This window comes from Streptomyces sp. NPDC038707 (genome assembly GCF_040636485.1).
In the GTDB taxonomy this organism is placed as follows: Bacteria; Actinomycetota; Actinomycetes; order Streptomycetales; family Streptomycetaceae; genus Streptomyces.
Genome location: NZ_JBEZUP010000030.1, coordinates 85,771 through 97,345, shown reverse-complemented (window position 1 = coordinate 97,345; position 11,575 = coordinate 85,771). Strand labels below are relative to the sequence as shown.

11 protein-coding genes are annotated in these 11,575 nt (G+C 73.3%); 4 read left to right on the top strand and 7 right to left on the bottom strand.

Annotated features, from left to right (window positions below):
• The coding region (locus AB0E62_RS30935; protein ID WP_362201153.1) for a maltotransferase domain-containing protein at positions 1 to 740 on the bottom strand (740 nt) is incomplete at its 3' end.
• Between the two features lie 110 nt (positions 741 to 850).
• A complete protein-coding gene (locus AB0E62_RS30930; protein WP_362201150.1) occupies positions 851 to 1,150 on the bottom strand; it encodes a DUF5133 domain-containing protein in 300 nt (99 codons plus the stop codon).
• 302 nt (positions 1,151 to 1,452) lie between these two features.
• On the opposite strand from AB0E62_RS30930, the gene AB0E62_RS30925 reads away from it, so the two are divergent.
• A complete protein-coding gene (locus tag AB0E62_RS30925) occupies positions 1,453 to 1,965 on the top strand; it encodes a pep a2 (RefSeq protein WP_362201147.1) in 513 nt (170 codons plus the stop codon).
• Positions 1,966 to 2,000: 35 nt separating this feature from the next.
• The gene (gene glgX, locus AB0E62_RS30920; RefSeq protein WP_362201144.1) at positions 2,001 to 4,118 is read left to right on the top strand and encodes a glycogen debranching protein GlgX; all 2,118 of its coding nucleotides are present in this window, start codon (positions 2,001 to 2,003) and stop codon (positions 4,116 to 4,118) included.
• Between the two features lie 16 nt (positions 4,119 to 4,134).
• On the opposite strand, the gene AB0E62_RS30915 is transcribed toward glgX, so the two are convergent.
• The gene (locus AB0E62_RS30915; RefSeq protein ID WP_362201141.1) at positions 4,135 to 4,950 is read right to left on the bottom strand and encodes a VOC family protein; all 816 of its coding nucleotides are present in this window, start codon (positions 4,948 to 4,950) and stop codon (positions 4,135 to 4,137) included.
• A 129-nt stretch (positions 4,951 to 5,079) separates the two neighbouring features.
• On the opposite strand from AB0E62_RS30915, the gene AB0E62_RS30910 reads away from it, so the two are divergent.
• Entirely contained in the window at positions 5,080 to 5,394 is a 315-nt protein-coding gene (locus tag AB0E62_RS30910) for an ANTAR domain-containing protein (protein ID WP_362201138.1), read from the top strand.
• A gap of 22 nt (positions 5,395 to 5,416) precedes the next feature.
• Here AB0E62_RS30910 and AB0E62_RS30905 read toward each other — a convergent pair whose 3' ends face one another.
• Positions 5,417 to 6,208 (bottom strand): RNA polymerase sigma factor SigF, encoded by a 792-nt coding sequence (locus AB0E62_RS30905; RefSeq protein ID WP_362201136.1) that lies wholly within the window; start codon positions 6,206 to 6,208, stop codon positions 5,417 to 5,419.
• A 404-nt stretch (positions 6,209 to 6,612) separates the two neighbouring features.
• On the opposite strand from AB0E62_RS30905, the gene AB0E62_RS30900 reads away from it, so the two are divergent.
• Entirely contained in the window at positions 6,613 to 7,137 is a 525-nt protein-coding gene (locus tag AB0E62_RS30900; RefSeq protein ID WP_362201133.1) for a hypothetical protein, read from the top strand.
• 76 nt (positions 7,138 to 7,213) lie between these two features.
• Here AB0E62_RS30900 and hemC read toward each other — a convergent pair whose 3' ends face one another.
• The 3 genes from hemC to AB0E62_RS30885 form a co-directional block, all read right to left on the bottom strand.
• Positions 7,214 to 8,149: a hydroxymethylbilane synthase gene (gene hemC, locus AB0E62_RS30895; protein ID WP_362201130.1), complete on the bottom strand. Its 936-nt coding sequence runs from the start codon at positions 8,147 to 8,149 to the stop codon at positions 7,214 to 7,216.
• Positions 8,150 to 8,591: 442 nt separating this feature from the next.
• Positions 8,592 to 9,620: an ATP-dependent DNA ligase gene (locus tag AB0E62_RS30890; RefSeq protein WP_362201127.1), complete on the bottom strand. Its 1,029-nt coding sequence runs from the start codon at positions 9,618 to 9,620 to the stop codon at positions 8,592 to 8,594.
• Between the two features lie 345 nt (positions 9,621 to 9,965).
• Positions 9,966 to 11,435, bottom strand: a complete 1,470-nt coding sequence (locus tag AB0E62_RS30885; RefSeq protein WP_362201124.1) for an MFS transporter — start codon at positions 11,433 to 11,435, stop codon at positions 9,966 to 9,968.
• Between the last annotated feature and the right edge of the window lie 140 nt (positions 11,436 to 11,575).

The window sequence follows — 11,575 nt, the reverse complement described above, 5'->3', positions numbered from 1 at the left end:
ATGGGGTGGACGGGGGGCAGGTAGACGACGTCGAATCCCATGTCCGCGATCGGTTTCAGCCGGCGGGCGGCGGTGCGGAAGGTGCCGTGGGGGCGTTCGGCAGTGCCCTCGGAGCGGGGGAAGAACTCGTACCACGAGCCGTACAGGGCGCGTTCGCGCTCCACCAGCAACGGCATCGCGTCCGAGGCGGTGACCAGCTCCCGCAGCGGATACCGGGCCAGCACCTGACCCACCTGGGGGGACAGCGCGTCCTTCAGCCGGTGGTGGACCGACAGGGTGTCGTCGCCGAGGGCGCGCGCCGCGGCCAGCACCAGGTCCCTGTCGGGGCCCCTCGGCACCCCGGCGGCGGCCCGCTCGTACAGCTCCGCGCCCTCCTCCAGCACCAGGCCGGTGTCGATCCCGGCCGGCACCTTCACCGACGCGGTCTCCCGCCAGGTCGCCAGCGGATGGCTCCACGCCTCCACCCGGAAGGTCCAGCGCCCCGTCACATCGGGGGTGACCTCCGCCCCCCAGCGGTCGCTGCCCGGCGACAGCTCCCGCATCGGCGTCCAGGGGCCGCGCCGGCCCGCCGGATCGCGCAGGACCACGTTCGCGCCCACGGCGTCATGCCCTTCGCGGAACACGGTGGCCGACACCTCGAACGTCTCCCCGGCCACCGCCTTCGCCGGGCGCCTGCCGCACTCCACGGCCGGCCGGACGTCACGTACCGGTACACGGCCGATGGCCGGGGTCCTGCGCATGTATCTCACCTCCGCCGTGCGCGGAGCCGGGCGCCCGGCCCGGCTCCGCGATCCGAGAAATCGGGCCGGCCGCTCGCCGGTCCCGAGGGAACGCCTTGTACGGTGCCAGGTCAGGGGCTTGGCGCCGTGGAACGCCGCTCCGACGGCGGCGCTCTTCTCGCCGTCCGGCGCGGCTGCGGCCGCCCGTCCTGCTCCCGCAGATAGGTGACCAGGTTCGTGCGGAGATAGCGCTCGGCTGCCTCCGCGGCCTCGCGGGCGCAGCGCTTGCCCATCAGCACGCACAGGGTGTACCCGGAGTCCTCGAAGGTGGCCCGGACCGTGCGGTCGTGCGGCGCGGCGAGCATCACCCGCTCCCACGCCCGGTAACGCCGCAACTGCCGGGCCACTTCGGCCTTGGCGGGTAGCAGCATGGCCCTCTTCACCCTCCACGCTCTCGACTGGGCGCGTTCCCGACGGTCGGGTGGTGTCCGCGCAGGGGAGGGCACGGCACCGTTACGGCGATCGAGGCTTTCACTCATGGTGCACGCGTGACGACGCAGCGTCTTGTTGGACCTTCAACGAGGGTGACGTCCGGAGCCTCGTGTTGCACGAATGGCGTAGTGCGCGCACCGTGGAGATGACTCTGAAGCGATCAACGCTCACGCTGTGTGTCCGGGAACCCTTCCGGGCGGGCGAGGGGAGCGAGAGCTTCGCCGGTGAGGAGCAAGCGACGATGAAGACCGCAGTGCCCTGCTACTACCACCTCGACGTGGAGGTCGGCCCGGAACGGGTGGGACAGGTCAGCCGCATCCTGGCCGCCCATCTGCGCTACTGGGACCTCGACAACCTCGTGGAGCCCGTCCGCCACGGCACCGAACTGCTGCTGCGGGCGATCGACGCGCACGCGAGGAACAAGCACGCCTCCATCGAGATGTGGTGGAACGGCCAGCACCTCATCACCGCCCTCGGCGGTGACGACCCCGATCTGCGGCCGGAGGCGGACCTGCGGTCCTGCCTGGCGGACATCGCCGCCATGAGCGACGGCTGGGGCTGCTGCGCCACGGGCACCGGCGGCCTGATCATCTGGTTCTCGCAGCGCGCCCGGGCCGGCCAGCGCGTCCCGCTGGTGCCCCTCGCCCCCCACCCCGTCCTGCGCACGGACCTCAAGGTCCCGCGCGACCGGCCGGTGACGGTCCTGGCCGGTTCCGCGCCCACCGGTGACGCCACCCCGGAGGGCGGCCGGTGACCCCCCGCACGTCACGCGCACGCGCACGCGCAGGGGTGCCCGTCTGGAGCGGGCACCCCTACCCGTTGGGTGCCGTCTTCGACGGGCAGGGCACCAACTTCGCCCTGTTCAGCGAGGTCGCCGAGCGCGTGGACCTGATCCTCGTCGACGACTCCGGCGCCGAGACCCCCGTCCGGCTGCACGAGGTCGACGGGTTCGTCTGGCACGCCTTCCTGCCCGGCGTCGGCCCCGGACAGCGCTACGGCTACCGGGTGCACGGCCCCTGGCAGCCCGCGTTCGGCCACCGCTGCAACCCGGCCAAGCTGCTGCTCGACCCGTACGCCCGCGCCGTCGACGGCCAGATCGACAACCACCCCTCGCTGTACGAGCGCGCCCCCGACGGGCCCGCCCCGGCCGACAGCGCCGGCCACTCCATGCTGGGCGTGGTCACCGACCCGTTCTTCGACTGGGGCGACGACCGCCCGCCCCGCACGCCGTACGCGGAATCGGTGATCTACGAGGCCCACGTCCGCGGGCTGACCCGCACCCACCCGGACATCCCCGAGCGGCTGCGCGGCACCTACGCCGGGCTGGCCCACCCCGCCGTGACCGAGCACCTCACCTCGCTCGGGGTGACCGCGGTGGAGCTGATGCCGGTGCACCAGTTCGTCCAGGACGGCATCCTCCAGGACCGCGGACTGTCCAACTACTGGGGTTACAACACCATCGGCTTCTTCGCGCCGCACAACGCCTACGCCGCCTTCGGCACCCGCGGCCAGCAGGTCAACGAGTTCAAGGCCATGGTGAAGGCGCTGCACGCGGCCGGCCTCGAAGTCATCCTCGACGTGGTCTACAACCACACCGCCGAGGGCAACGAGCTGGGCCCCACGCTGTCCTTCCGGGGCATCGACAACGCCTCCTACTACCGTCTGGTGGACGGCGACTGGGCGCACTACTACGACACCACCGGCACCGGCAACAGCCTGCTGATGCGGCACCCCTACGTGCTCCAGCTGATCATGGACTCGCTGCGCTACTGGGTCACCGAGATGCACGTCGACGGCTTCCGCTTCGACCTCGCGGCCACCCTCGCCCGGCAGTTCCACGAGGTGGACCGGCTCTCCGCGTTCTTCGACCTGATCCAGCAGGACCCGGTGATCAGCCGGGTCAAGCTGATCGCCGAGCCGTGGGACGTGGGCGAGGGCGGCTACCAGGTGGGCAACTTCCCGCCGCTGTGGTCGGAGTGGAACGGCAAGTACCGGGACGCCGTACGGGACTTCTGGCGGGCCGAACCCGGCTCGCTCGGCGAGTTCGCCTCCCGGCTCACCGGCTCCTCCGACCTCTACCAGCACAGCCGGCGCCGGCCGCGCGCCAGCGTCAACTTCGTCACCGCGCACGACGGTTTCACCCTGCGCGACCTGGTGTCGTACAACGACAAGCACAACGAGGCCAACGGCGAGGACAACCGGGACGGCGAGAGTCACAACCGGTCCTGGAACTGCGGCGCGGAGGGCGGCACCGACGACCCGGCCGTCCTCGAACTGCGTGCCCGCCAGCAGCGCAACCTGCTGGCCACGCTGCTGCTGTCCCAGGGCATCCCGATGCTGTGCCACGGCGACGAACTCGGCCGCACCCAGCGCGGCAACAACAACGCCTACTGCCAGGACAACGAGATCTCCTGGGTCGACTGGGAACTGACCGACGAGCAGCGCGCCCTCACCGAGTTCACCCGGCGCCTGATCGCGCTGCGCGCCGCGCACCCGGTGCTGCGCCGGCGCCGCTTCTTCCGCGGCGAGACCGCGACCAACGCCCGCCAGCCGCTGCCGGACCTGGTGTGGCTGCGGCCGGACGCCCGCGAGATGACCGACCGGGACTGGCAGCGCGCGGACGCGCACTCGGTCGGCGCGTTCCTCAACGGCGACGCCATCGCCGAGCGCGACCCGCACGGCCGCCGCATGACCGACGACTCCTTCCTGCTGCTGGTCAACGGCTACTGGGAGCCGGTCGTCTTCCGCCTGCCCGACGAGTCGTTCGGCGAGCGCTGGACCACGCTGATCGACACCGCCGACCCCGAGGGCATCCCCGACGAGCGCGAACGCAAGGCGGCCACCCGGCTCCGGGTGGAGGCCCGCGGCCTGGTCCTGCTGTCCCGCCCGTCCCGCGCCACGGGCTGACCGGGGGCCGCCGGTCTCAGCAGCAGACGCCGCGGGCGGTCACCGTGAACTGCGCGCCGTCGGCGTCCCGCAGGATCGCCTCCCGCTCGCCGTCCTCGCGCAGCACGCTGCCGCCGTGCTTCTCCGCCGCGCGGGCGCAGGCCGGCACGTCGGTCACCGCGAAGTGGATCTGCCAGTGCGGGCGCACCGAGGGGTCCGGGGCGGCCTCCACCGCGCCCGAGTCGATGCGCGCCACCACATCGCCCTCGCTGCGCAGCAGCACCTCGCCGCCGTCGTACTCCACCTCGCAGCAGCCAGGCTGCCCGGTCGCCCAGTCCAGGACCTCGCCGTAGAACATCGCCGCGTCGAAGGCGTCCCGGGTGTGCAGCCGTACGAAGGCGGGGGCCGCCTGCCGCCACGCCTCCCAGTTGGTGACCAGGTCGCCCTGCCAGATCCCGAACGTGGCGCCGTCCCGGTCGGCCAGCAGCGCCGCCCGGCCGGGCGGGAAGGACAGCGGCCCGACCGCCGCCGTACCGCCGCGCTCCCGGACCCGGGACACGGCCAGGTCCGCGTCCCGCACCGCGAAGTACGGCGTCCAGGCCACCGCCATCTGCCACATGGAGGCGACGGCGGCGATCCCGGCGACCGGGACCCCGTTCACGAGCGCGATCCGGAAGTGCTCGCCGAGCTTGGCGGTGCGCCAGTGCCAGCCCAGCACGGCCGTGTAGAACTCCTGGGTGGCCGTGAGGTCACGGCTGGTCAGGCTCACCCAGCACGGTGCGCCGAACACGGAGTGGGTGGAGACGACGTCCTTGCCGCGCGGCGCGCCGCCGGTGGGGCTTTCGTGGTTCATGGCAGTCGCGTCCTGCTCTCGGGGGCCGGGTGGCCACCGGTATGCCACCAGTGTCCGGCCCGACGGGGTCGACACGCCTGCCGAGTACCCCGGGTGGCAGGGGCGCAGGCCGCTGCGCACGATGGAGGGATGGCAGAGAGCGAGCCGGACCGGATCGCCGCGTTGCAGGCGGAGGTCGACCAGCTGAAGGAGGCCATGGCCTCGCACGCGGTCGTGGACCAGGCGATCGGGATGGTGGTGGCCCTCGCCCGGGTCACCCCCGACCAGGGCTGGGAGGTCCTCAAGGAGGTCTCCCAGCACACCAACATCAAACTGCGCCACATCGCCGAGCTGTTCCTGATCTGGGGGCGGCGCGGCGATCTCCCCGAGCACATCCGGACCGAGCTGGAGGACGCCCTGGACCGGTACGGGCCCGCGCAGGTACCGGGCACCGAGGGGCAGTAGGGGCGCACGGGCGGGGCCGGGGTCAGCGGATCTCCGCGAGCAGTTCCTCGCGGAGCCGGTCGAAGCAGCCGCTGAGCAGCCGCGACACGTGCATCTGCGAGATGCCGAGCTGGGCGGCGATGCAGCTCTGCGTCATGCCCCGGAAGAACCGCAGGTAGAGGATGGTCCGCTCACGTTCGGGCAGCGCCTCCAGGCACGGCCGGACCGCGGCCCGGTCCACCACGAGGTCGAAGCCGGGATCCGGGCAGCCCAGCGAGTCCCCGAGGGCGTATCCGTCGGTGCCGGTGACCTCGGCGTCCAGGGACAGCGCGGTGAAGCACTCCAGCGCCTCCATGCCGGTGCGCACCTCGTCCTCGGTGAGCCGGGTGTGGGCGGCGATCTCCGCGACGGTGGGCGCCCGGCCCGCCGTGGTCTGGGCCAGCTCCTTCACGGCGCCGCGGACCCGGTTGCGCAGGTCCTGCACCCGGCGGGGCACGTGCAGGGTCCACATGTGGTCCCGGAAGTGACGCTTGATCTCGCCGGTGATGGTGGGCACCGCGTACGCCTCGAAGGCCCGGCCACGGTCCGGGTCGTAGTGGTCGACGGCCTTGACCAGGCCCAGCGCGGCCACCTGGTACAGGTCCTCCAGGGCCTCGCCGCGGCCGCGGAACCGCACCGCGATCCGCTCGGCCATGGGCAGCCACAACCGGACCAGGTCGTCCCTGAGGGCCCGGCGCTCGGGGCCGTCGGGCAGCAGGGCGAGCCGCTCGAAGGCGGCGCCCGTGTCCGGGGCGTCGTCGTGGGGATGGGACTTCGTGCTGCCAGTGACACGCATCGCGCGCACCTCTCTCGGCAGGTGCTGATGGGACAGACACCGTGGGAGGTGCGCTCGGAGCATGGAGTGGGACACCGGGGGCGGGCCATGCCGTCTCCCACGGACGTGCCTCCTGTCCGAAGCACTGCTGTGCCCTTTCCCGCTGAGGGACACCTCCAAACAAATAATAATAAATGTAGCGAATGGGGCAGAAAGGTGCGGCAAGATCGCCGATCTTGTCGCGGACGTGATATGTGGCACGCGCGGAGAAGCGGCCGGAACCCGCCGCGGGCGAGTTCTTCCTGGGCAGCGCTTGATCACCGGCCGACGGGCTCCGATTCCCCTGACCACGGAGCGTTCCGGCCATTTGACAGTGCGCTCGGCGCACAGATAGACAGCAGCTCTCGAGGGTCGAGAGGGGCACTGTGTACGAGCCGAACGTGGTCGGGGACTGGCAGGAGTACGAGGAGCATGCCGGTCTGCGGGTCCGCGTCCACCGCCTGGAAGCGGCCGAGCCGCCGCGCGGACGGGACGACGCCGCCGCCGGGCTGACGTATTTCAGTGTCCGGGTGACCGTGGAGAACCGGGGTGCGCGGCCCTACGGCATCCACCTGGAGGACGGCCAGATCGACGTCCGCGTCGGCCCGGACGGCGAGGGCGCCTTCATCGACTGGCGCAACTCCCAGTTCATCGAGGGCTTCGACGTCTATCCGCTGCGCCGGGCCACCGCCGTGCTCTACGCCGCCGCGCCCGAGACCGCCCTCAGCCACGTGGACGTGCAGGTGCAGCTGCGGGTCGACGACGAGTGGACCGGCCGCCGGCTGTGGGCGGGCGGCACCGGCGTCCTGGAGCCGGCCCCGGCGGCCACCCCCGCGGCCGGCGGGCAGGGCGGCCTGGCCCACCAGGTCTCCGCCTTCCTGCGGGACCAGGCGGAACCCGGCTCGGCCTGACGCGCACCGACGGGACGCCGTGCGCGGCCCGGTGCCGGACGCCGTACCGGGCTCAGTGCGGGACGCCGTACGGGGCTCAGTGCGGGATACCGTCGATGATCTCCCGGGCGCCCTGGCGCAGCAGCGCGACCGCGACCGAGGTGCCGAGGGTGGCCGGATCGAGCCGGCCCGCCCACTCGTGGGCGTTCAGCCGCGTCTTGCCGTCCGCGGTGAACACGCAGGCACGCAGCGAGAGTTCGCCGCTGCGGTCCACGCGCGCGTACCCGGCGATCGGGCTGTTGCAGTGCCCTTGCAGCACATGCAGGAACATCCGCTCGGCCGTCGCCTCCCGGTGGGTGTCCGGGTCGCCCAGCCCGCTGACCGCGTCGATCAGCCCGGTGTCGCCCTCCCGGCACTGCAGGGCCAGGATGCCCGCGCCGATCGGCGGCATCATCGTCTCCGTCGACAGCACCTCGCTGATGACGTCGGCCCGGCCGATCCGCTCCAGACCGGACACCGCGAGCAGCAGCGCGTCCGCCTCGCCCGCGGCCAGCTTCTCCAGCCGGCGGTTGGCGTTGCCGCGGAACGGCACGCACTCCAGATGCGGGTGGGTCGCGGCCAGTTGGGCGATCCGGCGGACCGAGGAGGTGCCGATCCGGGTGCCGGCCGGCAGCTCGTCCAGGGTCAGCCCGCCCGGGTGCACCAGCGCGTCGCGGATGTCGTCCCGCTTCAGGAACGCGGCGAACACCGTGCCGGCGGGCAGCGGCCGGTCGGCGGGCACGTCCTTCACGCAGTGCACCGCGAGATCCGCCTCCCCGGCGAGGAGCGCCGCGTCCACCTCCTTGGTGAACGCGCCCTTGCCCTCGACCTGGGAGAGATCGCCCAGCCATTTGTCGCCGGTCGTCTTCACCGGGACGACCTCGGTCCGCACCCCCGGGTGCAGCACGGCCAACTCGGCGCGGACCCGCTCGACCTGGGCCAGGGCCATGGGCGAGTCGCGGGAGACGATACGGATCAGTTCCGGTGCAGACATGAGGGACACGATAGACCCTGGGCCGGTCCGGCTCCGGTCGCAGGCCGCCCTACGAACCGCCGAGCCGCGGGGAGTTCGCCCGGCCGGCCACGCGCGCCGGGGCCCGCCGGACGCGCCCTGCCGCCCTGGTTCGCCGACTGCGCGTCGCACGGTCCGTGGGCCGTGGCTGCCGCTCTGGTTCGTCGGCTGTGCGTTCCACGTCCGCCGGCTGTGTGTCCTGTGGTCTGCGGCCGTGTTTGCCAGGGTTCGCCGGCCTGTCTTCCGCCCCGGTGTGCGGGCTGTGCGTCGCACGGTCCGTGGGCCGTGGCTGCCGCTCTGGTTCGTCGGCTGTGCGTTCCACGTCCGCCGGCCGCGGGTCCTGCGGCCCGTCGGTCCGCGCCTGTCAGGGGTCGCCGGCCGCGCGACCCATGGCTGTCCGGCCGCGTCCGCGCTTTCCACGGTCTTATCCCGGCTCATCCGGCAGGTCCGCCGCCGACTCCTCCGGTGTGAGGTCCGGGCGGGACCGCAGCCAGGACGGCTGGCGCAGCATGCCGTGCCGGGTGCGGGTGCTGTAACTCACCTCGCCCACCAGCCGGGGCACCACCCAGCGCGCCTGGGGAACCCGCGGCGCCGGGTCGAAGGGGCACCGGTCGCTGGCCGCGTCCCGCAGCAGTTCCGCCAGCCGGACCCGTTCCGCCTCGCTCCAGCCGGTGCCCACCCCGCCGACGTAGCGCAGCCGGCCCCGCGCGTCGCGCTGCCCGGCCAGTACGGCCCCGGGCAGTCCGGTCAGCCGGCCCTTCCCGGGCAGCCAGCCGCCGATGATCACGTCCTCGGCGCGCATGTTCCGGATCTTGATCCAGGCGCGCGAGCGGACCCCGGGCTCGTACACCGAGTCCAGCCGCTTGCACACCAGGCCCTCCAGCCCGTGCTCACGGGTGGCGCGCAGCGCCTCGGCGCCGTGACCGGTGACGGCGCGCGGCGTCGACCAGTACGGTCCGGCCAGGTCCAGCTCCTCCAGCCGGGCCCGCCGCCGCGCGTACGGCAGCCGGAGCAGCGGTTCGGCCAGATAGGGGACGTCGAACACGACCAGGTGCACCGGTACCTGCGCGGCCCGGCGCGCCGCCCGCGCGGGGGCGTGCGCGAGGCCCATCCGGCTCTGCAACAGCTGGAAATCGGCCCGCCCCCGCTCGTCCAGGGCCAGTACCTCGCCGTCCAGCACGGCGGGCGCGGGGCCCAGCGCGGCGCCCAGCGGCCCCAGTTCGGGGTAGGCCGCGGTGATGTCCTCGCCGGAGCGGGCGCGCAGCAGCACGCTGCCGTCGCCGGGCAGGTACACCATCACCCGCTGGCCGTCCTGCTTCGTCTCGTACGCCCACCGCGGGTCCTGAGCGGCGGGCGGCAGGCTCCCGGGGGTGGCGAGCATCGGCGCGATGAACGGCAGGGGCGCGGCGGTCACGGCAGAGATCTCGACCGGCCCCGGCCCGCTCACGCGCATTTGCCCCACGGTTCCCCTGAACGGGCCCCGCGCCCGGCCTCCCGGTCGTCAGCCGGCCGGCCAGTGCGTCGCCTCGGCGTCCCGGACTCGGCCCACCGGCTCGTGCCCCGTGCCATGACCACCGGGCGTCAGCCGACCGGTTCGGTGTCCTGCACCCGGCCCCGGGCGTCCCCGATGGCGACCGCACCGCGTCCGGGTCCCGGGCGTCCCCGACGCCACCGCCCCGCGCCAGACCCCGGGCGTCCCCGACGGCCACCGCCCGTGCCCAGGCCCCGGTTGTCGGCCGGCCGGCACGCGCGCCGCCTCGGCTTCCCGGAGTCGGCTCACCGGCACCCCTTCGCGGCGTCAGCCCACCGGCTCGGCCGAGGCCTCCGCTGCCGTCGTGGCCGGGGCGCCGGCCGGGCGGTGCCGGGGGAGGAACCCGGCGAGCAGGAAGGCGAGGGCGGCCGCGCCCGCGCCGAGCGCCATGACGGCCTTGAAGCCGTTCTCGGAGGGCAGCGCGTGACCGCCGAGGCTGGTCGTCATCTGGGCCAGGATGACGCCCGCCACGGCACTGGCCACCGAGGTGCCGATCGACCGCATCAGCGTGTTGAGGCTGTTCGCGGCGGCCGTCTCCGAGGGCGGGACCGCGCCCATGATCAGCGCGGGCATGGCGCCGTAGGCGAAGCCGACCCCCGCGCCGATGACACACGACACCAGCACCAGGTGCCAGATCTCGCTCATCAGCACGATGTTGAGCACGTACCCGGCGGCGACGATCAGCGCACCGGTCATCAGCGTGGTCTTCGGGCCCCGGGACTTGGTGATCAGGGCGGAGACCGGGGCCATGACCATCATCACCAGGCCCTGCGGGGCCATGACCAGGCCGGCGGCGAGCATGGACCGGCCCAGGCCGTAGCCGGTCTGCGCGGGGAGCTGGAGCAACTGGGGCAGAACGAGGGCCATCGCGAACATGGAGAAGCCGAACGCGATCGAGGCCAGGTTCGTGAAGAGCACCTGGCGGCGGGCCGTGGTGCGCAGGTCGACCAGCGGCCGGGCCGTGCGCAGCTCGAAGAAGCCCCAGCCCAGCAGGACCACCACGGCGAGCGCGAACAGGCCCAGGGTGGTGCCGCTGCCCCAGCCCCAGTCAGCGCCCTTGGAGACGGCGAGCAGCAGCGAGACCAGCCCGACGGCCATGCCGAGCGCGCCGGCCAGGTCGAACCGGCCGCCGGTGCGCACGCTGGACTCCGGTACCAGGCCCAGCACCAGCACGGCCGCGACCACGCCGAGGCTCGCGGAGGTCCAGAACAGCACGTGCCAGTCGTAGTGGTCGGCGATGAACGCCGCCGCGGGCAGCCCCAGCGCGCCGCCGACCCCGAGCGAGGCGCTCATCAGCGCGGTGGAGCCGGCCAGTTTCTCCGGCGGCAGCTCGTCCCGCATGATGCTGATGCCGAGCGGGACCACGGCGGCGGCCAGGCCCTGCAACGCGCGGCCGGTGATCATCGGGACCAGCCGGTCGCTGAGCGCGCACACCGCCGAGCCGGCCACCAGCAGGACCAGACTGGCCAGCAGCAGGCGCCGCTTGCCGAACATGTCGCCGAGCCGGCCGGCCACCGGGGTGGCGACGGCGGCGGCCAGCAGGGTGGCGGTGACCGCCCAGGCGGCGTCGGACGGCGAGGCGTGCAGATAGCCGGGCAGCTCGGGCACGATCGGGATCACCAGGGTCTGCATCAGCGACACGGTGATACCGGCCAGGGCCAGCACCGCGACCACGGCACCCGGCCGGGACGGTGCTGTGCGTCCGGCCTCGGCGGGCCGGGCGGGGGCGTCGGGCATGAAGGGGCAACCTTCCGGAGAGCGGGAGCGGCGAACCGCCGCGGGACCTTTTTAAGTCAACTGCTTGACTTACATTAGCGGGCCCGGCGCGGGCGCAGGTCCGGGGAGGCGGCCCGCGCGCCGTAGGCTGTGACCGGTTG

Excerpts from the sequence above, each read along its gene's own strand:
- AB0E62_RS30890 (WP_362201127.1), bottom strand. The coding sequence starts at position 9,620 with ATGCGCGTGAGCGGGCCGGGGCCGGTCGAGATCTCTGCCGTGACCGCC.
- AB0E62_RS30905 (WP_362201136.1), bottom strand. The coding sequence starts at position 6,208 with ATGCGTGTCACTGGCAGCACGAAGTCCCATCCCCACGACGACGCCCCG.
- AB0E62_RS30930 (WP_362201150.1), bottom strand. The coding sequence starts at position 1,150 with ATGCTGCTACCCGCCAAGGCCGAAGTGGCCCGGCAGTTGCGGCGTTAC.
- AB0E62_RS30885 (WP_362201124.1), bottom strand. The coding sequence starts at position 11,435 with ATGCCCGACGCCCCCGCCCGGCCCGCCGAGGCCGGACGCACAGCACCG.
- AB0E62_RS30925 (WP_362201147.1), top strand. The coding sequence starts at position 1,453 with ATGAAGACCGCAGTGCCCTGCTACTACCACCTCGACGTGGAGGTCGGC.
- hemC (WP_362201130.1), bottom strand. The coding sequence starts at position 8,149 with ATGTCTGCACCGGAACTGATCCGTATCGTCTCCCGCGACTCGCCCATG.
- AB0E62_RS30910 (WP_362201138.1), top strand. The coding sequence starts at position 5,080 with ATGGCAGAGAGCGAGCCGGACCGGATCGCCGCGTTGCAGGCGGAGGTC.
- AB0E62_RS30915 (WP_362201141.1), bottom strand. The coding sequence starts at position 4,950 with ATGAACCACGAAAGCCCCACCGGCGGCGCGCCGCGCGGCAAGGACGTC.